This is a genomic window from Acidiluteibacter sp. (assembly GCF_055129545.1).
Genome location: NZ_JBSRUB010000013.1, coordinates 334,605 through 357,114 on the forward strand (window position 1 = coordinate 334,605; position 22,510 = coordinate 357,114).

The 22,510-nt window shown below is 36.5% G+C and carries 23 protein-coding genes and 1 tRNA gene; 13 read left to right on the forward strand and 11 right to left on the reverse strand.

Annotated features, from left to right (window positions below; genetic code table 11):
* The first annotated feature begins 33 nt into the window (after positions 1-33).
* Complete coding sequence (locus tag ACTB0X_RS07510) at positions 34-570, forward strand: acyl-CoA thioesterase (RefSeq protein ID WP_463024382.1); 537 nt, start codon at positions 34-36, stop codon at positions 568-570.
* 1 nt (position 571) lies between these two features.
* Here the strand turns inward: ACTB0X_RS07510 and ACTB0X_RS07515 are convergent, their stop codons facing one another.
* On the reverse strand, positions 572-1,582 hold the full coding sequence (locus ACTB0X_RS07515) for a glycosyltransferase family 9 protein (protein WP_463024383.1): 1,011 nt from the start codon (positions 1,580-1,582) through the stop codon (positions 572-574).
* 76 nt (positions 1,583-1,658) lie between these two features.
* Between ACTB0X_RS07515 and ACTB0X_RS07520 the strand changes: the two genes are divergently transcribed.
* The 8 genes from ACTB0X_RS07520 (at position 1,659) to ACTB0X_RS07555 (ending at position 7,345) form a co-directional block, all read left to right on the forward strand.
* Complete coding sequence (locus tag ACTB0X_RS07520; RefSeq protein ID WP_463024384.1) at positions 1,659-2,429, forward strand: TatD family hydrolase; 771 nt, start codon at positions 1,659-1,661, stop codon at positions 2,427-2,429.
* Positions 2,426-3,460 (forward strand): asparaginase, encoded by a 1,035-nt coding sequence (locus tag ACTB0X_RS07525; protein WP_463024385.1) that lies wholly within the window; start codon positions 2,426-2,428, stop codon positions 3,458-3,460. Before ACTB0X_RS07520 ends, ACTB0X_RS07525 begins: the two co-directional genes overlap by 4 nt.
* 104 nt (positions 3,461-3,564) lie before the next feature.
* Positions 3,565-3,651 (forward strand) — tRNA-Ser (locus ACTB0X_RS07530).
* A gap of 83 nt (positions 3,652-3,734) precedes the next feature.
* On the forward strand, positions 3,735-4,571 hold the full coding sequence (locus ACTB0X_RS07535; protein ID WP_463024386.1) for a MotA/TolQ/ExbB proton channel family protein: 837 nt from the start codon (positions 3,735-3,737) through the stop codon (positions 4,569-4,571).
* A 6-nt stretch (positions 4,572-4,577) separates the two neighbouring features.
* A complete protein-coding gene (locus ACTB0X_RS07540; RefSeq protein WP_463024387.1) occupies positions 4,578-4,991 on the forward strand; it encodes a hypothetical protein in 414 nt (137 codons plus the stop codon).
* A 36-nt stretch (positions 4,992-5,027) separates the two neighbouring features.
* Complete coding sequence (locus ACTB0X_RS07545; RefSeq protein WP_463024388.1) at positions 5,028-5,627, forward strand: ExbD/TolR family protein; 600 nt, start codon at positions 5,028-5,030, stop codon at positions 5,625-5,627.
* Between the two features lies 1 nt (position 5,628).
* Positions 5,629-6,105 carry an ExbD/TolR family protein gene (locus ACTB0X_RS07550; protein ID WP_463024389.1) on the forward strand — a complete coding sequence of 159 codons (477 nt, stop codon included), beginning with the start codon at positions 5,629-5,631 and terminating at the stop codon, positions 6,103-6,105.
* Positions 6,106-6,247: 142 nt separating this feature from the next.
* A complete protein-coding gene (locus ACTB0X_RS07555) occupies positions 6,248-7,345 on the forward strand; it encodes a hypothetical protein (RefSeq protein WP_463024390.1) in 1,098 nt (365 codons plus the stop codon).
* Positions 7,346-7,408: 63 nt separating this feature from the next.
* On the opposite strand, the gene ACTB0X_RS07560 is transcribed toward ACTB0X_RS07555, so the two are convergent.
* From ACTB0X_RS07560 to ACTB0X_RS07575, 4 genes are all read right to left on the reverse strand, one after another.
* The gene (locus ACTB0X_RS07560; protein ID WP_463024391.1) at positions 7,409-8,491 is read right to left on the reverse strand and encodes a mannose-1-phosphate guanylyltransferase; all 1,083 of its coding nucleotides are present in this window, start codon (positions 8,489-8,491) and stop codon (positions 7,409-7,411) included.
* A 92-nt stretch (positions 8,492-8,583) separates the two neighbouring features.
* Entirely contained in the window at positions 8,584-9,195 is a 612-nt protein-coding gene (locus ACTB0X_RS07565; RefSeq protein ID WP_463024392.1) for a SprT-like domain-containing protein, read from the reverse strand.
* Entirely contained in the window at positions 9,195-11,168 is a 1,974-nt protein-coding gene (gene feoB, locus ACTB0X_RS07570; protein WP_463024393.1) for a ferrous iron transport protein B, read from the reverse strand. Before feoB ends, ACTB0X_RS07565 begins: the two co-directional genes overlap by 1 nt.
* Before the next feature lie 5 nt (positions 11,169-11,173).
* Positions 11,174-11,410 carry a FeoA family protein gene (locus tag ACTB0X_RS07575; RefSeq protein ID WP_463024394.1) on the reverse strand — a complete coding sequence of 79 codons (237 nt, stop codon included), beginning with the start codon at positions 11,408-11,410 and terminating at the stop codon, positions 11,174-11,176.
* Positions 11,411-11,630: 220 nt separating this feature from the next.
* Between ACTB0X_RS07575 and ACTB0X_RS07580 the strand changes: the two genes are divergently transcribed.
* Both ACTB0X_RS07580 and ACTB0X_RS07585 read left to right on the forward strand, forming a co-directional pair.
* Positions 11,631-11,819, forward strand: coding sequence for a hypothetical protein (locus ACTB0X_RS07580; RefSeq protein WP_463024395.1), 189 nt, complete (start codon positions 11,631-11,633; stop codon positions 11,817-11,819).
* A gap of 9 nt (positions 11,820-11,828) precedes the next feature.
* Entirely contained in the window at positions 11,829-12,584 is a 756-nt protein-coding gene (locus ACTB0X_RS07585) for an SDR family NAD(P)-dependent oxidoreductase (RefSeq protein ID WP_463024396.1), read from the forward strand.
* 4 nt (positions 12,585-12,588) lie between these two features.
* Here the strand turns inward: ACTB0X_RS07585 and ACTB0X_RS07590 are convergent, their stop codons facing one another.
* From ACTB0X_RS07590 to ACTB0X_RS07610, 5 genes are all read right to left on the reverse strand, one after another.
* Positions 12,589-13,587, reverse strand: a complete 999-nt coding sequence (locus ACTB0X_RS07590) for a GSCFA domain-containing protein (protein WP_463024397.1) — start codon at positions 13,585-13,587, stop codon at positions 12,589-12,591.
* Between the two features lie 6 nt (positions 13,588-13,593).
* Positions 13,594-14,880 (reverse strand): peptidoglycan DD-metalloendopeptidase family protein, encoded by a 1,287-nt coding sequence (locus ACTB0X_RS07595; RefSeq protein WP_463024398.1) that lies wholly within the window; start codon positions 14,878-14,880, stop codon positions 13,594-13,596.
* Between the two features lie 3 nt (positions 14,881-14,883).
* Positions 14,884-15,888 carry a tryptophan 2,3-dioxygenase family protein gene (locus ACTB0X_RS07600; RefSeq protein WP_463024399.1) on the reverse strand — a complete coding sequence of 335 codons (1,005 nt, stop codon included), beginning with the start codon at positions 15,886-15,888 and terminating at the stop codon, positions 14,884-14,886.
* A gap of 130 nt (positions 15,889-16,018) precedes the next feature.
* Positions 16,019-16,840, reverse strand: a complete 822-nt coding sequence (locus tag ACTB0X_RS07605; protein ID WP_463024400.1) for a DUF3108 domain-containing protein — start codon at positions 16,838-16,840, stop codon at positions 16,019-16,021.
* A 481-nt stretch (positions 16,841-17,321) separates the two neighbouring features.
* The gene (locus ACTB0X_RS07610; protein ID WP_463024401.1) at positions 17,322-20,285 is read right to left on the reverse strand and encodes a leucine--tRNA ligase; all 2,964 of its coding nucleotides are present in this window, start codon (positions 20,283-20,285) and stop codon (positions 17,322-17,324) included.
* Between the two features lie 472 nt (positions 20,286-20,757).
* Here ACTB0X_RS07610 and ACTB0X_RS07615 point away from each other — a divergent pair, with 472 nt between their 5' ends.
* Together ACTB0X_RS07615 and ACTB0X_RS07620 are read left to right on the forward strand one after the other, a co-directional pair.
* Positions 20,758-21,609, forward strand: coding sequence for an SPFH domain-containing protein (locus ACTB0X_RS07615; RefSeq protein ID WP_463024402.1), 852 nt, complete (start codon positions 20,758-20,760; stop codon positions 21,607-21,609).
* A 117-nt stretch (positions 21,610-21,726) separates the two neighbouring features.
* Complete coding sequence (locus ACTB0X_RS07620; RefSeq protein WP_463024403.1) at positions 21,727-21,903, forward strand: type II toxin-antitoxin system antitoxin; 177 nt, start codon at positions 21,727-21,729, stop codon at positions 21,901-21,903.
* A gap of 14 nt (positions 21,904-21,917) precedes the next feature.
* Here the strand turns inward: ACTB0X_RS07620 and ACTB0X_RS07625 are convergent, their stop codons facing one another.
* Positions 21,918-22,505, reverse strand: coding sequence for a hypothetical protein (locus ACTB0X_RS07625; RefSeq protein WP_463024404.1), 588 nt, complete (start codon positions 22,503-22,505; stop codon positions 21,918-21,920).
* Between the last annotated feature and the right edge of the window lie 5 nt (positions 22,506-22,510).

Here is a 22,510-nt window from a genome sequence, read left to right on the forward strand (position 1 = left end):
AATGACTACCTTTGCCTCCTCAAAATAGGAAGCATGAAAGGTCGATTTTCAAAAGATACATTCGCACAAACGTCTAAAATTGTACTACCAAACGATACCAATACATTGGGGAATTTAATGGGTGGTCAGTTGTTAAATTGGATGGATATTACTGCTGGAATCTCTGCACAACGTCATTGCAATAGAGTAGTGGTAACGGCTTCTGTAAATTCAGTTTCATTCAACCAGCCAATAAAATTAGGTGAAATAGTGACTATTGAAGCTAAAGTCAGTAGAGCGTTTACTTCTTCTATGGAAGTTTTCTTGGACGTTTGGGTAGAAAGTGGGTTAAGTAGAAAAAAATCGAAGAGCAACGAGGCTATTTATACTTTTGTGGCAGTTGATCAGAATGGAAGCCCGATTGAAGTTCCTGAATTGATTCCTGAAACAGAATTAGAGAAAAAGCGATATGATGCTGCTTTAAGAAGAAAACAATTGAGCTTGATTTTAGCCGGAAAGATGAATCCTGAAAAGGCAACTGAGTTAAAAGCGCTATTTGTCCCAGCTACTGTAGAACATTCTGAGAAATAAATTAGTCTAGCTTTAGCAAGTCATAAACTTGTTCCACCACAGAATCTTCATCAATTAATTTCATGCACTTAAAGTGACCTTTAGGACATTTATCAAATCCTATTTTAGAGCAAGGTCTACAAGACAACTCTTCTATTTGAATGATTTTATTGTAGTGCTTTAAATGTGCTGGCAGATATGGATACATACCAAACTCAGGGATGGTGTTTCCCCAAATCGATATAATTTTCTTTTTGAATGCTGCTGCAATGTGCATTAAGCCAGTGTCGTGAGTTATAACTAAAGAAGATTGCTCGACCAATGAAGCAGATTGGTGCAGACTATAAATGCCACAACCGTTCAGTATTTTTTGATCCAACTTATCTTCAACAAATTTGGCGACACGTTGATCATTTTTTCCTCCTAACAATACAATTGGCAATTCTACCTTACGGCAAATGTCTAAGATTTTATCTACGGGCAAGCATTTAGTGGCATGTTGGCCACCAATTGCAAATGCAATGTATCCTTCTTGGAAGCTTTTTGGTAAATCTTTCAGATTAATTTGATCTTCTGAAGGGATAAAATAATCCAATCCTTTCTGATCATTTTTTATTCCAAGATTCTTTGCTGTATCAATATATCGATCAACGATGTGAACGTCAGGTAAAAGATTTTTCTTGAAATTAACCATCATCCATTTCTCATAATTCAATTTCTCAAACGAATAAGATTTACCTGAAATGCTTGATTTTACTCGAGAAGATCGGATGTTTTTATGCAAATCAATTATGAAATCATATTTTTCCTTTCTTAGCTCTCCAGCTACTTCTGAAATCTTTTTCTTAATCGAATATACCTTGGTGAGATAAGGATTGGCTTCTAATATAGGTGCGTAGGTCTGCTTAGTAATAAAATGTATTTCTACCTCACCTTCTAGCTGTTCTTTCAAACAACGGATCACAGGAGTTGTGAGCACGATGTCACCGATGGAACTAAATCGAATGATTAAAATTTTTGTTTTTTGAGCCATAATTGAAAGTGCCAAATTAAATTATTTATTCTGTTTTGGGTCACTCAATCTTTATCAAAACGCTAAATTTGTTCACATGATTTTAACGGATACACACACGCATCTTTATTCAGAAAAATTTAATGAAGATCAACAAGAAATGATTGAACGTGCCATTTCTATTGGGGTAGATCGATTTTTTATGCCAAATATTGATCAGTCTTCTATTCAAGGAATGATGCAACTTGTTGAAAAGTATCCTAAAAAGTGTTTTCCTATGATGGGATTACATCCTTGTTCGGTAGGAAAAAATGTTCAAGAAGAGCTAGAAATCGTCGAGCAACAATTAAAAGCACATCATTTTTATGCGATTGGTGAAATTGGGATTGACTTGTATTGGGATAAAACTTTTTTGCCGCAACAAGAGTTTGCCTTTCGAAAACAAATAGAATGGGCAAAAGAAATGAAGTTGCCGATAGTAATTCATTGTAGAGATGCTTTTGATGAAATATTAACCATACTTGATGAATTAAATTCGCCTGATTTAAAAGGGATCTTTCATTGCTTTACAGGAACTATAGAGCAAGCCAATCACATTATTAATTACGGTGATTTTTACTTAGGAATAGGTGGAGTGGTTACTTTTAAAAAAGCAGGTTTAGATAAAGTGGTAGAAAAACTAAATATTGCGCATCTTGTTTTAGAAACGGATTCGCCCTATTTAGCTCCCTCTCCTCATCGGGGCAAAAGAAATGAGAGTGCCTTTTTGTTGAATGTTGCAGAGAAGGTAGCAGATTTGTTGGATTTGCCATTGAATCAAGTGGCTAAGCAAACAACGGAGAATTCAATAAAAATATTTGGGATATGAGCGATCAACGATCAGTTTTACTAATCTATACCGGCGGCACTATTGGAATGATCAATGATCCCAATACTGGGGTTTTGAAACCATTCAATTTTAAGCAATTGTTTGCCGAAGTGCCTGAATTAAAAAAGTTTGATATTCGAATTGAGTCTTATTCCTTTGAAACGCCTATTGATTCATCCAATATGAATCCAGCGATTTGGTTAAAGTTGGCAAGAATCATTGAGAAAAATTACGAATTGTTCGATGGATTTGTAATTCTTCACGGATCAGATACTATGGCTTATTCAGCGTCAGCTTTGAGCTTTATGTTGGAAGGATTAAATAAGCCTGTCATTTTTACAGGTTCCCAGTTGCCCATTGGAACGATAAGAACAGACGGAAAAGAAAATTTGATTACGGCTATCGAAGTCGCTACTTCATATACCGGTGAAGTTCCTATAGTGCCTGAGGTGGCTATTTATTTTGAGTATACATTATACAGAGGAAATCGAACCAAAAAGATCAGCGCAGAAAATTTTGAAGCTTTTGATTCACCCAATTATCCAAATTTGGCAGAGGCCGGCGTCCACCTAAAATTTAATTTGCAGGCAATCACACCTTTTAATGAAGATTCGAATTTACAGATAAGAGATACCTTTTGTCAAGAAGTGGGTTTTTTGAAACTATTTCCCGGAATTACTGAAGCATTTGTTCGTAATGTGTTGCAGCAAGAGGGGCTAAGGGCTATAATTATAGAAACCTTTGGTGCTGGAAATGCACCTACAGAAAAATGGTTGACCGATTTATTAAAAGAAGCCATTGACAATAGAATAATCATTTTGAACGTTACCCAATGTATCAGTGGGAAAGTAGACCAAGAGAAATACGAAACTGGATCACATTTAAAGGAAGTAGGTGTGATAAGTGGAAAAGACATTACCTTCGAGGCAGCGATTACCAAATTAATGGTTCTATTGGGAGATAAATCATTGTCAAATTCAGAAATAAAAACACTCATGGGTGAAAATTTAAGAGGTGAGATTAGTGTTTAAGCTGATTTGTTAACTTAATGATAATCTCAAATTATTTTTAGGACAAGAGGATTTTTTTGTAATTTGGCGAGCTGAATAAAGCGTTCTTATTTAAAACGTAGATTGGAGAGGTGGCCGAGTGGCTGAAGGCGCACGCCTGGAAAGCGTGTAAACGGGTGACTGTTTCGGGGGTTCGAATCCCCCTCTCTCCGCTGAAGTTTTATTTTAATATGTAATTAATCAATACAATAGATAATAATTAGTCAATTTAAACTAGATTTTAACAATTCAAATCATGAAAAAACTATTTGCTTTAGTAGCCGTAACGGGTCTTTTATCGTTTGGAGCATTTAACAAGACATTTGCTCAAGAAGAGACTGCAGCTGAAACAACAGAAATGACAACCGATTCTGCAATGGCTGAAGAAGCTCCAGTAGAAGAAGTAAAAGAACCAGTAAAAGAAGTAGCTCAAGAGCCAGAAGTGGCAAAAGTAGAGCAATCTTTCCATCAAGTATTGAAAACTAAATTTATTCAAGGTGGTCCTGAATTTATGGGTATCGTATTGCTTTGTTTAATCTTAGGTTTAGCGATCGTTATCGAGCGTATCATTTACTTGAATATGGCAACTACAAATACTGATAAATTATTATCGAATGTAGAAAATGCTTTGAATTCAGGTGGTGTTGATGCTGCGAAAGAAGTATGTAGAAATACTGCAGGTCCTGTAGCTTCTATCTTCTACCAAGGTTTAGACAGAAGTCACGAAGGTGTAGAAATGGTAGAAAAAACTGTTGTTTCTTACGGAAGTGTACAAATGGGATTATTAGAGAAAGGTGTTTCTTGGATTTCATTGTTTATTGCTTTGGCTCCGATGTTAGGATTTATGGGTACAGTAATCGGTATGATTGGTGCATTTGATGCTATTGAAGCAGCAGGTGATATCTCTCCTTCATTGGTTGCTGGTGGTATTAAAGTAGCACTTTTAACAACTGTATTTGGTTTGATCGTTGCAATGATTTTGCAAGTATTCTACAACTATATTGTTGCAAAAGTAGATAGTATCGTTAACGATATGGAAGATGCATCGATCTCTTTAGTAGATCTTTTAGTGAAGCACGAACTTAAAAAATAAGAAATTATGTCAGCAGGACTAAATAAAATATTACAAATAGTACAGTACGGATTATTAGGAATCAGTGCTATCCTAGGGTTTGTATTCCTTATGGGTGGAGTTTCTGAAGATGTAATAATCTACTGGTGCTATGCACTTTTAGTAATTGCTGCCTTAGCTGCGATTGGTTTTTCAGTTGCAAATATGGTAGGTAATCCCAAAAGAGCAAAGAGCTCCGTTATAGGATTTGGTGCTATTATAGTCGTTTTTGTTATTGCTTATGCAATGGGAAGCGATGAGATTTTACCTGAATATACAGAGTTTATTACTGATCCTACTACATCAAAACAAGTTAGTATGGGCTTAATTGCTTTTTACATTTTGGGAGCAGGAGCAATTGCAACTGCAGTATTTGCAGAAGTATCAAGAGCTTTTAAATAGGCAACAATATTCATTCAAGAAAATAGTTAAATAATTATGGCTAGAAGAAACGCACCAGAAATTAACGCAGGATCGATGGCAGACATCGCTTTCTTGCTGCTTATTTTCTTCTTGGTGACAACAACCATGGATGTGGATACTGGTTTAACTAGAAAGTTGCCACCTATTCCAGAGGATATTGAGAATCCACCAGAAGTTAAAATGAGAAATGTATTTCAAGTTTTAGTGAATGCCAATGATGATTTGTTGGTAGAAGGTGAACCTATGTTGGTAAGTGAGTTGAGAAAGAAGGCGAAAGAGTTCATAGTTGGTGATAAAAATGATCCAAATATGCCAGAGGTTAAGCCAACTCAGATACCAATGTTAGGTATGTACGATGTTTCAAAGCAAATCATTTCATTGCAGAATGATAGAGGAACATCATATGAAATGTACATTAAGGTTCAGAACGAACTGGTAGGTGCATACAATGAAGTTAGGAATGAATTTGCAATGCAGAAATTTGGTAAGAGTTATTTGGATTTGGAGAAATTATCTGAAACCTCTGAAACTGCAGCGATGCAAGCAGATGCTGTTAAGGATGTTTATCCACAACGAATTTCAGAAGCTGAACCAAAGAATATAGGAGACCAATAAAATGTCAAAGTTTAAGAAGAAAAAATCAGACGGACAACCTGCTATATCTACGGCTTCATTGCCAGATATCGTATTTATGTTATTGTTTTTCTTTATGGTTACCACCGTAATGAGAGAAGTAACGTTAAAGGTTGAAATACAAACTCCAAAAGCAACCGAAGTTGATAAATTGGAGCGAAAATCATTGGTAAGCTATATTTATATTGGTGAACCAATTAAATCGCTTCAAAGTACTTTTGGAACAGAACCTCGAATTCAATTGAATGATGCTTTTGCAACAAAAAGAGACATTGTTCAATTTGTTGAAATCGAAAGAGAAAACACCTCAGAAGCTGAACGTCCCTTTATGACATTTTCTATGAAAGTAGATAATGATGTAAAAATGGGAATTGTAACTGATGTGAAACAAGAATTGAGAAAAGCAAATGCTTTAAAAATCAACTATTCAACTGGTAAAACAGATAAGATAGTAGATTAGAATAATCTAGTTAAAAATGAGAGCCGTTTGACTGTTAAAGTCAAACGGCTTTTTTTGTTTTTAACCATTCCTGCTATATATTGGAGACCCAAATTTAAAGTCGAAATAGCCAATGCTTTTCTACTTTTGGTATATTTATAAAATGAATAAAATACTTATCATACTTGCCACTATTCTATTCTTTGGTTGTAACCAAGCTGCTCCCAAAACTGAAAAAATAAAGTTAGAAGTTGATGCTGAAAATATTGTTTTTCAGAATGCGGACATGAAAATAATCCAATTAAATAGCCCCACCAGTGAAAGTTTAAGGGGCATTTCTGTGGTTGATGATACTGTAGCTTGGTTTAGTGGTGCAAATGGCACCATTCTAAAAACGATTGATGGAGGTAAAAAGATAAATTTTTTAGTGCCACCTTACAAGGGAGATACTGCCGATTTTAGGGATATATACGCATTTAACAACGACTCTGCTGTTCTGATAAATTCTGGATTCCCAGGTGTAATTTATCGAACTAAGAATAAAGGTCAGAAATGGACTAAAGCATTTAATTTTCCTGCAGATCAGATTTTTTATGATGCGGTTGAATTTGCAGATGAGCGTTTTGGAATTGTTTATAGTGATCCTGTAAATGGCAAACATTTTATTTTAGTCAGTAGCAATTTTGGTATTAATTGGATGACACCACCTTATCAAAATCTGATTCCTTCACTAGAGGGAGAAGCTGCTTTTGCCGCCAGTGGGTCTAGTATCGCTTTTACCCCTGACAAACGTGCCTTTATTGGATTAGGCGGGCCAAAAGGTAGAATACTCACTTCTAAGTTACCATATCAGGATTGGGAAGTCATCGAAACCCCAATCTTTCAAGGAGCGCCAACACGAGGTATTTATTCCATCACTTTTAAAAGTATGCAAGAAGGTGTTGCGGTAGGTGGGGATTATACCCTGCCTGACACTGTGATGGTTGAGAATTCAGTTTATACCAATGATCGTGGAGTGACTTGGCATAACCCAGTAACTCCATTGAGTGGATACCGGTCTTGTGTTACCTATTGCAAGCCCGTTGATAAATTTATAGCAATTGGAACCAATGGAATGGATTACAGCAAGGACAATGGAGTCAATTGGATTCGGGTACCTGACTTTAATATTGGGTTGAATGCAATTCAGTTTGTAAAAGGAAAAAATGTGGGGTATATGATAGGAGGGAAGGGTCAAATTTATAAGATTACACTTTATTAGAACTAAAAAAGGAGCTTCAACAATGTTGAAACTCCTTTTGGTCTGTATAATTTTAATTGAGGTTTAAACGTATTTTTCTCCTTTTTCGATTCTTATATCAGTTACAAATTCTTTAATTTTTTGCTCATCTTCTTTTTTGCATACTAAAAGAGTGTTGTTAGATTCTACTACGATGTAGCCATCTAGTCCTTGTAGTACTACCAATTTATCTTTTGGCATGCTTACAATGCAATTTTGACTGTCATAAAGCATTACATTTTTACCTATTGATGCATTGAGGTTTTCATCTAGTTTTAAATGAGTGTAAATAGAGCCCCATGTGCCTAAGTCAGACCAACCAATATCTGCAGAAATAACAAATACATTTGGTGCTTTTTCCATGATTCCATAATCAATGGATACGCTTTTACAAACCGCATAAGTATCTTTTATAAAATCGTCTTCTTCGGCCGTATTTAATTTACCGTAACCTTCCGCAAATAAAGAATTCACTTCACTTAGGTGATTTTCAAAAGCAGTAAGAATACTCTTATTACTCCATATAAACATTCCTGAATTCCAACTAAACTCACCGCTTTCAACAAACTGCCTGGCTAACTCTACATTTGGTTTCTCAGTAAATGTTTTTACCTTTTTGACTCTACTTTTTTTGTCAGTGCTATCGAATTGAATGTAACCGTAACCTGTATCAGGTCGAGATGGCTCGATACCTAGAGTTAACAAAGCATCGTTTTTAGATACATATTCCAAAGCCAAATTTACATTCTCAATAAATTTGTCTTCTTTTAGGATTAAGTGATCTGCTGGAGCTACCAATACATTTGCATTGGGATTCAATGCTTTTATCTTATAACTTGCATAAGCAATACAAGGTGCTGTATTTCTTCTTGTAGGCTCACATAATACCTGTGAGGCATTCATCCCTTCGCATTGTTCTAAAACCAGGTCGCGATAATCTTCGTTGGTAACAACTAGAATATTTTCTTTTGGTGCAATACGTTGCAATCGGTCATACGTTTGTTGAATTAGCGTTCTGCCAGTTCCTAGAATATCGATAAATTGCTTAGGGTATGATGATCTGCTCATGGGCCAAAAACGGCTTCCAATTCCGCCCGCCATTATGACGCAATAGTTATTCTTGTTCATCTCTTTCTGTTCATTTAAGCAGCTAAATTACCAATATTTAAAAGGACAAATCGTTATAAAAAGTAAAAACGGAAAATTGTAATGGTGGTCGGTTAGTCGATGCGTTTTACCTCTGCCATAGGGCTTACCAAGTACATTTTATTGCTTGAAATCTCCAAACATAAAAAGCGTTTTCGTTTCTGTTCTTTTTTAATGAATCTTCTGCCTGTACTCAATTCAAAAACGGCTTCTTTAGGTAGTTCTTCCAATACTGTTATTGGATCGTCATCGTGGGAACGTAGGGCTTTTAGAAGTTCAATGTCGCTGCAACTAGAAGCTTTGGGATTATTAATGTGCGCGATAATGTTTTGTTCAAGTTCTTTTGGAAATGTATCGTTGCCGATGAAGTGAGAAAGCATTGTGGTATAGATGTTTTTCCATTCTTTTCCATGTGGTTGCACTTTTTGTTGGTGTTTAATCCAACATACACCATGTGCAATTTCATGAACCAATGTGATCAGAAAAGCATATTTATTCAAGTCTCCGTTTACACTAATTCGTGCAGGCTTCCCGTCAAAAGCCGGTCGGAAATCGCCTAGTTTTGTGGTTCTTGTTTTCTTAATGGTTAAATGCAAACGATATTCATTGATCCATTTAATGCATGGAGGTACAGTATTTTCAGGAATGTATTTTAAGAGAACTTCTGATGCGGTTCGCTTAGCCATTAGCTAAAAATATTATAGGTAATTAAACTTGCAAAATAAGCCAATGCACCCATGTAGATAATCTGAATCAAAGGCCATTTCCAAGATGCAGTTTCTCTAGCAACAATTGCTACTGTAGCCATGCACTGTAAAGCAAAAGCATAGAAAATAAGTAAGGAATAGCCTGTGGCCTTTGAATATACTTTTTCCCCAGTTACTGGATCCTTTGCTTGATTCATTTTCTCCTTTAAAGAAGTCGTATTGTCAGCATCTCCAACAGAATATATTGTAGCCATTGTTCCCACAAACACTTCTCTTGCTGCAAAAGAGGTAATAATCGAAATTCCAATTTTCCAGTCAAAGCCTAAAGGACGAATAGCTGGTTCTATACATTTGCCCAACTGTCCAGCATAACTTGCTTGTAGCTTTGCGCTAGCACGCTGCTCTTCCATTGTTTCATTGTTGATGTTGGGTTCTAATAAACCACTCTCATATTTCTGATCGATTTTCTCAAATGAATCTCCGGGTCCATATGATGATAAAATCCAAAGAATAATGGAAATGGCAATGATTATTTTTCCAGCTTCAAACAGGAATACTTTTACTTTATTGACAATGGTGTATCCTACATTTTTCCAACGAGGTGCTCTGTAAATCGGCATTTCCATAATGAAATGACTTGACTCGTTCGTTTTGACAAAAAACTTCATGAAAAAGGAAGTGCCGATAGCTGCTATAAACCCCAATAAATAGAGTGCCATCATCACGATTCCTTGAAGATTGAAAATCCAAATAGAAGCATCGGAAGGTATAATTAACGCAATGATTAATGTATAAACAGGTATTCGGGCAGAACAACTGATTAGTGGAGTGATAAAAATAGTCAGTAACCGTTCTTTTTTATTGCTAATGGTTCGGGCACTCATAATAGCAGGAACCGCGCAAGCTGCTCCACTGAGCAGTGGAATAATTGAACGTCCATTTAGCCCAAATTTCTTCAATAGGCCATCCATCATGAAACTGATTCGTGAAAGATAACCGGTATCTTCTAGAATGGAGATAAATGCAAAAAGTGCAGCAATTTGTGGAATGAATATAATAATTCCTCCTAACCCGGCAATGATACCATCAACTAGTAAATCGTTTAGAACTCCTTGAGGTAGACTTTCTGCTACCCAATTGCCGAAAAATAAGAAGCCATCTTCTATCATTTGCATCGGAAATTCTGACCACGAGAATACGGCTTGAAAGATCAAGAATAATATAAATAGGAATATTACATAACCCCAAATTTTATGGGTCAATATTGCGTCTAAACGGCGGGTTAGGTTATTGACCTTCAAGTCGCCTTCGGCAGTTACAGCTTTGGCTACTATTTCACGAATTCGCTGATTCCTTCTCTGCGCGTTATCTATTGGTTTCTCTCCTTCTATAATGCTGATAAATGGAGGCCTTTCTTCTAGAACGAATTGAGAGATGCTGTCTTTCAATTCTTGAACTCCTTTCCCTATTCTTGCATTCATAGGGACAACAGGAATGCTCAAAGTTTTAGAAAGGTAATCGACATCGATGGTTTGCTTGTTTTTTTGAACAATGTCCATCATATTAAGAGCTAGAACCACCGGCAAGTTTAGGTCGATTAGCTGGGAGCAAAGCAGCAAGTTTCTTCTTAGATTACTTGCATCAGCAATCACAACAATGATTTCTTCTTTATCGTCAGCTCTTTTCTCATTAAGGAAATCATAGGTCACTCGTTCATCTTCTGAACGAGGGCTCAAGCTATAAGTTCCAGGTAAATCAATTACTTCTGCAGTGAGGTTGTCGCTTATTTTAGCTTTACCACTTTTCTTTTCTACCGTAACTCCAGGAAAGTTTCCAACTTGTTGGTTAAGGCCAGTTAATTCGTTGAATAACGAGCTTTTTCCCGCATTAGGATTTCCTACAAGTAATAACCTAATTTTCTTCTTCTTTGATCCCACGTTTTCTAAGCCCACTTTTTCTACTTCAGTTGTGAAACAATTACCTCTTTGGCATCTGATTTTCTTAAACTCAATAAGGAACCATCGATACTAATCATCATTGGGTCGCCTAATGGTGCGATTTGTTCAATGTGAGCAATTTCTCCCACCATACAACCCATGCAGAGTAGTTGTACTGAAAGTTTTTCATTATCAATAGATTCTATTTTAACGAAATCGCCTTTTCTTGCTTCTGAAAGATGGATTAAATTGCTCATTTATTTAGATTGATTCTAAATAGCTAAATTAGGTGTTTTTGTTTGATTCAGCTATTAAAATGTTGAAAAAATACCCCGTTTCATTCAGGTTCAAATTTAAGAGTTCGATTGAATTTAAGAATTCGAAGTTAGTCCCAATCTTATGAAAAATAGCTGTTAAAATCGCTTTAGGAGACTTTCCATAAAAAGTATTATTTTGAGGGTCCAAAATATTCATACCATGCCTTTAGATAAATTATTGCGAATCCTTGGACTGCTGATGATGGTATTTGCTTTTATTAGCGGAGTATATGTTAAATTTTCTTCAAATGGAGGTGAATGGAGCCTAGATAGTGGCTATTCTTTCAAAATAGGTCTATTTTTGATTGGAGCCGCTATGTATTATTTGGCGCGAAAAAAAAGTAACTAAAACAGAACTATGTCAAAGATTGCACTTATTACCGGAGCAACTTCAGGAATTGGAGAAGCCACTGCTATTGAATTTGCAAAACACCATTACAACTTAATCATTACAGGAAGACGGGCAGGAAGGTTAGTTGAATTGGCTAAAAAACTAACTAGTGATTATAATGTCCAAGTAAAAACATTGGTTTTTGATGTGCGCATAAATGACTCTGTGGTTGAATCTATTCATTCATTGCCTGAAGATTGGAAAAAGATTGATGTGTTAGTTAATAATGCCGGTTTGGCGAGTGGATTAGATCCCATTCAAAATGGTGATTTAGAAGATTGGGACAAGATGATTGATACTAATGTCAAAGGATTATTGTATGTTTCTAAAGCTATCATTCCAATGATGATTGCCAACAAAAAAGGCCACATAGTAAATATTGGTTCAATTGCTGGAAAGGAAGTCTATGCGAACGGGAACGTATACTGTGCTTCTAAACACGCCGTGGAAGCATTGACAAAGTCGATGAGAATTGATTTATTGAAAGAAGGAATCAAAGTGTCTTCAGTAAGTCCTGGTTTGGTAGAAACTGAATTTTCTCAAGTGCGCTTTCATGGTGATACTGATAGAGCCGCAGAGGTATACAAAGGGTTTGAGCCTTTAAGTGCTGAAGATATTGCTGAAACGATTTGGTTTATAGCTTCTCGTCCTGCTCATGTAAATATTAATGATGTGTTGATTATGCCAACTGTTCAAGCTTCGTCAATCTATATTAACAAATAACTATTTATTGAGTCAGCTGAATTTTTAGTTTTTCCTGCTCTTCATTGAAATTTAAATAGCTTTTAACTTTGACCAATTGCTGGATCAATTCCAATTGTTTTTTGACAAACTTCTGATGTGCTTCAGACTTTGGTTGAAAAGGACGATGCAAACTGGCACTTACCAATTGGTTGATTTGTTTGTTTAACTCTTTAGTGACTGCGTTAAAGTAGGTATTCCCAAATCGTTCCCATACATAATCAATGGCAATTGAATTGGGGTGAACCATGTCTTCATTGAAAAATCGATAATCACGCAGGTCGTCTATAACTAATTCATAGGCCGGAAAGTATTGCAAAGTAGGCTCTTTCTGTTGCAACTGTTGAATGGCAACCTGTAGCACACTTTTGCTCCATTGATTTTCTCTGAACCCATCGCGTAAATGACGGACTGGACTTATGGTAAAAATGATGTTTAGCGCTGGGTTAAATGCTTTTAAAGAGGTTAATAGGTTGTGATATTGAATTGTAATGTCTTCAACCGTAATGAGTGATTTATTGAATTGTGTAGCTGGGAACTTGTGACAATTGGCCACTAAGCGGTTATCTGATTTTAGCCAATATCCCCATGCGCTTCCAAAAGTGATGATAAGGTGCTTTGCCTTTTTTAAATGTAAATGCGCTTGCTCAATCTTGGAATTTATTTCTAACAGAACTGAATTTTGATCCATCCCTGAATACTGACTGTGGTGGTTCCAACTTTGCCACAACTCATTTTGATAAACTAAATCCTCTTTGCTGTAAGTTTTACAATCAATTGTTTCTTGAATTGCATTCGCGATTGCTAAAGGGTGATACAAAATCCCAAATGGATTTTTTAATACTTGAAATTTATTTGTAATCAACTTATCAGCGATGTGTTCCGAAAAGCAAGAACCATATAAAAGGATTTTCTCTTCATGGTGAACTTGAACTTTTGAGGCAGATATAGGAACAATCGTCCGAAAAGTATTTTGCTCCATCATCTCAACTTATTTATTCGCAGATAACTGTTCTTGTTTCGGTTTCTTGTTCAGCTGCACTTTTACCAATTTCGCGTTCATTTCAGTCTGGAATGCCAAGAAGGCAGCCTTGTGCGATTCTTCAATTGGCTTTGCAGGAGGAAATTTTTCTGCTAAATGATCCACTTGTTTTCCATTCTTCCAAAAGCGGTAACAAACGTGAGGGCCTGTCGCTAAACCTGTACTTCCAACATATCCTAAAATGTCACCTTGCCGAACTCGCTGACCTGATTTCACATTTCGCTTGCTCATGTGCAAATACTGAGTTGTATACACGCTGTTGTGTTTCACTTTTACAAAGTTTCCATTAAATCGAGAATAGGCCGATTCAATGACTACACCGGTTCCAGTGCTCATAATTGGAGTTCCAGTAGGTGCAGCGTAATCTGTTCCCAAATGGGCTTTCCAACGTTTCTGAACCGGATGAAAACGACGTTGGGTATATCTAGAGCTTAGACGACTAAATTTCAAAGGAGACTTTAAAAATGCCTTTCTCAAACTCTTAGCATTTTCATCGTAATAATCGCCGCCTTCTTCAGTCTCAAAAAAGTAGCCGTAGAAGTCATCATTGAAATGGTGAAACTGAGACGCTTTTACTTTTCCTATGCCAATTACTTCTCCATCCACCATTTTTTCTTCATAAACGACTTTGAAATAATCACCTTTTTGGATTCGGTAAAAGTCTATGGACCAAGCATACACTTCTGCTAACTCTATCGCTAAAGAAGGGCTGCCACCATTGTCTTGAAGACTTTCATAAAGCGATGAATTAATCACTCCACCCATTGTCTTTTCTACTATTTCAACAGGTTTTTGCTCCATTCTAATGTTAATGGAATCACCAATGTGATAAATCACATAATCAATCGCATTTGGCTGGTAGATGAAGTATTCCGCTCTATTTGTGCTATCTCTTCGTTGAAGAATAGTATATGGTTTGCCAACTTCTATTTTACGAACATCAAATACATCCCGCGAAGCCTTCGCTAAGGCATCAATGTCAGCATAAGGCACGTTGTATTTTAATAGAATGTTCGATAAGAATTCGTTACGCTGAACTTCTCCACGAACGATATCAAATGAATCGGCTAAAACGCCAAATTCAATGATTGGTTCTGGCTGCAATGTATCTAAAGGTGCTATTTCTACAGTCCCTTCATCATAGTCAATCGTTTGGCTCTGATAGATAAACAGAGCGACCGTGATTGCTAACAAGAATGTTAGAATTCGGGAAATGATACGGAACTTTTTTTTCATCGACTAGTTTCCTTTTTTCAAAAATACGTTTTCTTCCACCCAAGCTTTTCCCCAAGATTCATGTTCTTCTGTTGACCATAATTCAGGATAAAAAATACGTTTTTGAAAACGAGGAGGTAAATACTTCTGCCAATTAGTTCCTCCTGTAGCAGCAATGTCTTCTGGTGCTTTGTGCAAATAACGAACAGCAGATTTGTAATGCATCAACGGCCAATTGATATTTACATTTACGTCTAAGAATCGCAATTCGTTTTTTAGAGCTTCATTTTCTTGATCTTCCTTCGGTAGCTTTTTGAACAAATGCCACAGGTTGGTGTGCTTGAATTCTTTTGCTAATTCTTTGAATTTCTTGTTGTATTTTTTCTCAAATTGCAATAAGGTCAATGTCTTTTTTCCTGTTGCTAATTCTGTAGCGCCTTTTAACCAATAGATGTGTTCGTACATTTTATCAATGTTCTCATCCGTCAATTCGCTATCTATAAATAAATCTCTAAAGTCTTTGTCTACAAGGTTTCTGAAATCTGTAGAGCAAATCTCAATCATTCTGTATTGTCCGGATTGGAATCCACTTGCTGGAAGCAAAGCCATTCTAAATTTCAAGAATTGTTCTTTTTCCATTCCATCAATCATGATCTCAAATGAAGCGGTCAATGCTTTGAAATAGTTATTAATTCTGCGGATACGCGCAGATAAAAATTGGGCATCAATGTTTTCTTTTTCGGCCAGTTGATTGTATTCGTGCAAACTGAGTTTGAAATACAACTCAGTAATTTGATGGTACATGATGAAAATTTCTTCATCAGGAAATGCTGTTCTTGGTGATTGCAAACTCAACAAAGTGTCCAGATGGATGTAATCCCAATAGGTTAAATAGTCTGAATAAATCAATCCATCTAAATAGGCGCCTAAATCTTGACCCATTACGGCATATTTGTCTTTCAGTTGCTGCAACTGATTGATGATTTCTTCGCTAAATTCTGATGATTGTTGATTCTTACTCTCCTCCATTGTGCTCTTCTTGTTTCAACAAAAATACCTGCTTTAAGTGAGACAATCACTCTTTTTTGTGGCAATTATAAACAATAGGATGTGAAGCAAAAAAAGAACCCTCAACTGTTTTGTTGAAGGTTCTTTTGGTTTAATCTAATTTGGAAACTGGGTTGGCTAACCCGCTATAATCTTCTAATTCCATCCGGATAGATCCGACTAAAATTTTAGCTTTCGCCAATACTGGAATCTTGTTTTTGTCATTGGTGATATAGACGGTTAAGTCTTCTTCATCGCTAAAGATTCGACCGGTTTGCACCACTGGATGAAATACCATGCAATCGAACTTCCCTTTATTGACTTTGATTTTGTCTGTTCCTGCATATTTGATTTTTAAATCATAATACTCTTCATCCACAAAAGCTGGAATCGTAAAGATGTCTCCTTTTTTAGCATTTGTAAAGTCGAGGGTTCTTGCAAAATAAAATGCAGAAAGCATGTCTTGAACACCAATTGGTACATTAAACTCTTGTGCCTTTTGGTTTCTCACCATTTTTTTGTGTTGAAAAAATTGGTAATCCTGAGCTTTACTATATCCACCTTCGTTGATTCTTCTCACAAATACCCAAGGAAAAACACCATCAACATCCATATAGGTTTCATACTTGTCTCGGACCTTAAAAAACCAGTCAAAAGTATTGACACTAACTCCCGTACCTACCATGTGGTAAATTTCTCTACCATTTATTTTTTGAGGCGCCTTTTGAACTTCCAATGTAGCTTCTCCTGCAGTCATCCAACCATAGTTGACAGAATATTTTAGTTTCTCTCCTGGCTGGAAAGTCTGGTGTTTTATTGTTCTAAATTGTGCGCTATCTAAATCTTCTTGAAAAAGACCTTGATGCTGATCTGTGGTGAAACCTGCAAGGCTCCCCAAGATGTATACCGCTGTAAATCCAATTAGCTTTTTCATAGTTATATATTTTGTAACTATAATCCAATATCTATGCCAGATGCTTATAGGGTTCATAATGGGACGAATAAATTCCTGTTTTAGGTGTGCGAAATGAGATTGTTCAATTATAAAATTAACGGTTTGTTCTCTATTCTCGTATACAAAACGCTAAAAACTACAATTTATTAATACTGTGTTATAAATGAAATCTACGCTGTTTACCGTATATCTTTTTCATATCGATTCATTGAAATTTGACATTACAAATTTAGTGATTGGTTAAACTAAAATACAGAAAGGGCTTTTACAGATTTTGTAAAAGCCCTTTTTTTTATTGAGCATCGTTGACTTCGGCTGCATATCGTTGACTTCGGCTCCGCTCAGTCAACGATATGCAGTGCTGAGTGTTGTCGATGATTTCGGCTTCCCTCTGTCAACGAGAGGCATTGCCTGTGTATTGTATATTAGCGGTGGCTGAGCGGAGCCGAAGCCCAGCTCATTATACTACTATATTCACAATCTTCTTCGGAACAATAATCACCTTTTTAGGTGTTTTTCCTTCCAACCATTTTTGAGATTCTTCGTGTTCCATCACCGTTTTTTCGATTTCCTCTTTCGATAAATCCAAAGGCATTTCTAGCATGAATCGCATTTTTCCATTAAACGAAACTGGATATTTATGAGAAGACTCCACTAAATACTTGGCCTCAAAAGTTGGGAAAGCTTGAAGCGTGACACTTTTAGTATTTCCTAATTTCTGCCACAACTCTTCCGCAATGTGCGGAGCATATGGAGTAATTAAAATCACCAATTGCTCCAATATGGTTTTGTTGTTCGATTTTAAATCGTTCAACTCATTCACACAAATCATAAATGCACTCACCACTGTATTGAAAGAAAAGCGCTCGATGTCATCTTCTACTTTCTTGATGGTTTTGTGCAATACTTTCAGTTCTTCTTTGGTTGGTTCGGCATCCGTTACGCTGAAGTTGTTATCTCCGTCATGGAACATACGCCAGAACTTACGTAAGAAACGGTGAACTCCTTCAATGCTGTCAGTATCCCAAGGTTTAGATTGCTCTAATGGGCCTAAGAACATTTCAAATAAACGCAAGGTATCGGCACCGTAGCTATTTATAATAATGTCTGGATTGACGACATTTAGTTTAGATTTTGACATCTTTACGTTGTCTTCGCGTCCACATATAAAACCATTTTCTTCTTTTATTAAGTATGGTTTCATCTTATTACCACTGTTAAAGTTCTCTGGATAATTTTTTGTTAAAATATCTTCCTTTATAATATTTTCGAGACCTACATATTCTATGTCTATAGTTTTAAGGTGTGGTTTGCTAAATTGAAATTTAGTAAAAGTAAAATCCAAGTTTTTATTTTTAGACATCTCTTCTAAAACTAGAATTTTATATTTTTCTAGATATTCTTGCGCTCTTTTATCTGTATGAATTGATTCAACTAGGTTCCAAGAAACGTAAATAGGGTTGTCTGCAAAAACTGAACTTAAATGCAGTTTAACTAAATTCTTTACCTCTGATTCAACTTCGAATTCAATTTTTGTAGCGTATGTCATGTTAGCATAATGCCCAATCATTCCCTGATTAATCATTTTCTTAAATGGTTCATCAAAAGGTAAAAACCCTTTGTCGTTTAAGAATTTAGTCCAAAAGCGAGCATACAATAAATGACCAGTAGCATGCTCTGCTCCACCCATGTATAAGTCTACATTTTTCCAATAATTCAAAGCGTCTTGGCTAGCAAATTCACCAGTATTATTTGGATCCAAATAACGAGCGAAATACCATGAAGAGCCCGCCCAACCTGGCATAGTGTTCGTTTCAATTGGATGTCCTTCTGCAGTTTTCCAATTTTCAGCTCTTGCCAAAGGTGGCTCTCCATCTTCGGTTGGTAAATATTTGTCTACTTCAGGCAATTCCAATGGCAATTGACTTTCGTTCATTGCAGAAGGAATTCCATCTTTATAATAAATAGGAATCGGTTCTCCCCAATAACGTTGTCTGCTAAATACGGCATCTCTCAAACGGTAATTGGTTTTTCCTTTCCCAATTCCTTGTGCTTCCATCGCTTCAATTGCTTTTACAATGGCGTCCTTCACTTTCAATCCATTCAAGAAATCTGAATTGCAAATAATGCCTTCTTTGTTGGCATCTGCACCTTCAGAAACATTTTGTCCTTCAATCACTGCAGGAATTGCCAACTCAAATTTCGTAGCAAAATCCCAGTCTCGCTGATCACCACTAGGAACAGCCATTACAGCACCAGTTCCGTAGCTTGCCAATACATAATCGCCAATCCAAATAGGAATCAATTCTCCTGAAAAAGGATGTTTGGCGTAAGCGCCAGTAAATGCGCCACTCACTTGTTTTACATCTGCCATTCTTTCTCTTTCAGAACGAGCTGCAGCCTTTACTTGATAGGCTTCTATGGTTTCTTTTTGCTCAACTGTAGTAATGTGATTGACTAACTCATGCTCAGGTGCAATCACCATAAAACTCACTCCAAAAATAGTGTCAGGGCGAGTGGTAAATACATCTATTTTTTCTTCGTGTTGTTCAATTTCAAATGAAACCAAAGCGCCCACCGATTTTCCAATCCAGTTGCGTTGAATTTCTTTAATCGCATCTGTCCAATCTACTTGATCTAATCCGGTCAACAAGCGCTCTGCATAAGCAGTAATTCGCATGCTCCATTGTTGCATTTTTTTGCGCTCCACCGGATGTCCGCCTCTTTCAGAAACGCCGTCTTTGATTTCATCATTGGCTAAAACTGTTCCCAAAGCAGGGCACCAGTTTACAAATGAATCCGAAAGGTAAGTCATTCGGTAATTCATCAAAATGGCTTGCTGCTCTTTCTCGTTCATCGCATTCCATTCCGCTGCTGTAAACACAGCTTCTTGATCGCCATGAGCTTTTGCAGATGCGTTTCCTTCTCTTGTAAATAAAGCCACCAAATTTTTGATGTCGTCTGCTTTGTCTAATTCAGTATTGTAATACGAATGAAACAACTGCAAGAAAATCCACTGTGTCCATTTATAATAGTTGGGATCTGAAGTTCTCACTTCTCGATCCCAATCGTATGAAAATCCAATTTGGTCCAACTGTTCGCGGTATCTTTTTAAGTTGGCCGCCGTAGTGATTGCTGGATGCTGTCCAGTTTGGATGGCGTATTGTTCTGCCGGTAATCCAAATGCATCGTAACCCATTGGATGCAATACATTGAATCCTTTGTGTTTTTTAAATCGAGCGTAAATATCGGAAGCGATATAACCGAGTGGGTGACCTACGTGAAGCCCTGCCCCTGATGGATATGGGAACATGTCCAACACATAAAATTTCTCTTTTGTGTGGTCTACTTCAGTTTTGTAAGTCTTGTTTTCTTGCCAAAAGGTTCTCCATTTGGCTTCTATCTCTCTAAAATTATAATCCATCTCTATCGGTGCTTTTTGAAGCTGCAAAAGTATCAATAATGCCCTGAAGTAGAAATTAAAAAATACCAGTATCTGAGTAGATGAATTTACCTTTTTGCCGTGAAGAAATAAAAGTGAGTAAAGCTCAACTTTACTGAAACTATTGATTACAATCTAAGATGCATGCAATATCAAAGACAATGAGTTCTAAACGAAAAAGTACCTTCTTAAAAAAGTTGATCTTGCTTTCTATAAAATGTAAGCAGTTTTTTTGGAGGTATTTGATGGGAATCATAGTCTTGTTTTTCTATTCATAATTTCATCCGAATGGTTTTTTACACAGCACAAAACCAATGATTTGGTCTGGTCAATCAAATCTAATTGAAGAATATGATGTTGCATGCACTTGGATTTCTAAAATAATCAAAGTGCATTTGGGAGTTGGATAATGTTTAAATTTTATTTATCATTGTGATATCAAAATGATATTACTATGAAAACAGAAAAGAACGTTAAAGTGTTAAGCGGCTATGTTGCCTTGACCATCTTATTGGTGACTCTACTGATTATTGTTGTTGGTATTGCAGTGACTAAGAATCCAGTTTTTTTGGCTTTAGTTCCACTTATTTTATTTTTAGCTCCTGGATTTTTTACCGTCAATCCAAATGGATCTAAAGTATTGGTGCTATTTGGAGCTTATAAAGGCACCGTTAAGGAAAATGGGTTTCATTGGGCCAATCCTTTTTTCACGAAAGAGCGAATTTCTTTGCGTGCTCGAAATTTTGACAGTGAACGAGTAAAAGTAAACGACAAAGTGGGAAATCCGATTTTGATTAATGTGATTGCAGTTTGGCGTGTGAAGGATACGTTTAAAGCAGCTTTTGAAGTGGATAAATACGAGGAGTTTGTTCGTGTGCAAACTGATGCTGCTGTAAGAAAATTAGCCGGTTCATATCCGTATGATAATTTTGATGATGAACGAGCTGAATTGACTTTGCGATCAGGAATGGATGAAGTAAATGATGCGCTAGAAAGCGAAATTACAGAACGATTGGCGATGGCAGGAATTGAAGTGATGGAGGCTCGAATTGGATATTTGGCATATGCTCCTGAAATTGCAAGTGCGATGTTGAAACGTCAGCAAGCAGTAGCGATTGTGGCTGCTCGAAAGAAAATTGTGGAAGGTGCTGTTGGGATGGTAGAAGATGCCTTGGAACAATTGTCACGTGACAATATTATTGAATTTGATGATGACAAAAAAGCCTCGATGGTTAGCAATTTGATGGTAGTTTTGTGCAGCGATAAAGAAGTAATGCCGGTGATTAATGCTGGGACGTTGAATTAAAAAGATAGAATTTAGACTACTTCCTGCCTGCGGGAAGGCACGGTGCTGTTAGATCCGATAGCTATCGGATTTAAAGAAGAGAAGATTGCAAATTTGAAACTGCAAAATTAGAATTGAATGAGTAAGAAAAAAACATTTGCACTGCGGATAGATCCGGAGCTTTTCAAGCAGATTGAAAGGTGGGCCGACGATGAGTTCCGCAGCGTGAATGGGCAAATAGAATGGATGATAAGTAAAAGCTTGAAAGATGCCAAGCGGCTGAAGTCCAAAAAACAAAATGAAAGCGAAGAGTAGCCTCTTCGCTTTTTTTATTTTTTAGACCTTAGTTTGATATCCAGTTCAAATCTTGAAGAAAACCATCCAAATTGATCATTTCCAAATTGAACTGAATATGGAATAAAATTTAAGGCATACCATTTAGATGGGTTATCAATTCTAAATCCTATGGAAAATTCTCCTCCATAATAGAGTTTGTCTATTTTTATAGACTGACTGGTGTAGGCTTCCTCAGGTCCTCCAGTTCCAAGAATACCACGTGTGTAATTGATGAATGGGCCGGCTGTTAGGTTAAATGAAAATGATTTTTTTCTTAAAAAGTCGTAATCAATTTTAAAACTGAGTGATGAGCTTTTGTAGAATTGTTCTCTTGTGTCAGAAATGAAATAGGGTCTAAAACTACCTGTAGTAAAGTTGGTGTTTATCCTTAGCCGATTCGACTCATCAATGCTTCTTTGATAACCCAAGATGTAGGCCAATCCTAATCCAGTTTCTTCTGAACTATTGTGTAAGCTTAAGCCCATGCCTACTTTTATCCCGCTTTTACTAAATTTAGATTCTTGAGAATTGGCATTTCCAACTGTAAGAATTAAATAGATAGGAAGCAATAAATATTTCATAAGAT

What these genes read in the sequence shown, in the direction of transcription:
- ACTB0X_RS07595 (WP_463024398.1), bottom strand. Translation starts at nt 14,880, where the DNA reads ATGAAAAAAAAGTTCCGTATCATTTCCCGAATTCTAACATTCTTGTTA.
- ACTB0X_RS07515 (WP_463024383.1), bottom strand. Translation starts at nt 1,582, where the DNA reads ATGGCTCAAAAAACAAAAATTTTAATCATTCGATTTAGTTCCATCGGT.
- ACTB0X_RS07625 (WP_463024404.1), bottom strand. Translation starts at nt 22,505, where the DNA reads ATGAAATATTTATTGCTTCCTATCTATTTAATTCTTACAGTTGGAAAT.
- ACTB0X_RS07525 (WP_463024385.1), top strand. Translation starts at nt 2,426, where the DNA reads ATGAGCGATCAACGATCAGTTTTACTAATCTATACCGGCGGCACTATT.
- ACTB0X_RS07615 (WP_463024402.1), top strand. Translation starts at nt 20,758, where the DNA reads ATGAAAACAGAAAAGAACGTTAAAGTGTTAAGCGGCTATGTTGCCTTG.
- ACTB0X_RS07620 (WP_463024403.1), top strand. Translation starts at nt 21,727, where the DNA reads ATGAGTAAGAAAAAAACATTTGCACTGCGGATAGATCCGGAGCTTTTC.
- ACTB0X_RS07610 (WP_463024401.1), bottom strand. Translation starts at nt 20,285, where the DNA reads ATGGATTATAATTTTAGAGAGATAGAAGCCAAATGGAGAACCTTTTGG.
- ACTB0X_RS07535 (WP_463024386.1), top strand. Translation starts at nt 3,735, where the DNA reads ATGAAAAAACTATTTGCTTTAGTAGCCGTAACGGGTCTTTTATCGTTT.
- ACTB0X_RS07555 (WP_463024390.1), top strand. Translation starts at nt 6,248, where the DNA reads ATGAATAAAATACTTATCATACTTGCCACTATTCTATTCTTTGGTTGT.
- ACTB0X_RS07605 (WP_463024400.1), bottom strand. Translation starts at nt 16,840, where the DNA reads ATGAAAAAGCTAATTGGATTTACAGCGGTATACATCTTGGGGAGCCTT.
- ACTB0X_RS07575 (WP_463024394.1), bottom strand. Translation starts at nt 11,410, where the DNA reads ATGAGCAATTTAATCCATCTTTCAGAAGCAAGAAAAGGCGATTTCGTT.
- ACTB0X_RS07600 (WP_463024399.1), bottom strand. Translation starts at nt 15,888, where the DNA reads ATGGAGGAGAGTAAGAATCAACAATCATCAGAATTTAGCGAAGAAATC.
- ACTB0X_RS07560 (WP_463024391.1), bottom strand. Translation starts at nt 8,491, where the DNA reads ATGAACAAGAATAACTATTGCGTCATAATGGCGGGCGGAATTGGAAGC.
- ACTB0X_RS07580 (WP_463024395.1), top strand. Translation starts at nt 11,631, where the DNA reads ATGCCTTTAGATAAATTATTGCGAATCCTTGGACTGCTGATGATGGTA.
- ACTB0X_RS07550 (WP_463024389.1), top strand. Translation starts at nt 5,629, where the DNA reads ATGTCAAAGTTTAAGAAGAAAAAATCAGACGGACAACCTGCTATATCT.
- ACTB0X_RS07585 (WP_463024396.1), top strand. Translation starts at nt 11,829, where the DNA reads ATGTCAAAGATTGCACTTATTACCGGAGCAACTTCAGGAATTGGAGAA.
- ACTB0X_RS07545 (WP_463024388.1), top strand. Translation starts at nt 5,028, where the DNA reads ATGGCTAGAAGAAACGCACCAGAAATTAACGCAGGATCGATGGCAGAC.
- ACTB0X_RS07565 (WP_463024392.1), bottom strand. Translation starts at nt 9,195, where the DNA reads ATGGCTAAGCGAACCGCATCAGAAGTTCTCTTAAAATACATTCCTGAA.
- ACTB0X_RS07590 (WP_463024397.1), bottom strand. Translation starts at nt 13,587, where the DNA reads ATGATGGAGCAAAATACTTTTCGGACGATTGTTCCTATATCTGCCTCA.
- ACTB0X_RS07520 (WP_463024384.1), top strand. Translation starts at nt 1,659, where the DNA reads ATGATTTTAACGGATACACACACGCATCTTTATTCAGAAAAATTTAAT.
- ACTB0X_RS07540 (WP_463024387.1), top strand. Translation starts at nt 4,578, where the DNA reads ATGTCAGCAGGACTAAATAAAATATTACAAATAGTACAGTACGGATTA.
- ACTB0X_RS07510 (WP_463024382.1), top strand. Translation starts at nt 34, where the DNA reads ATGAAAGGTCGATTTTCAAAAGATACATTCGCACAAACGTCTAAAATT.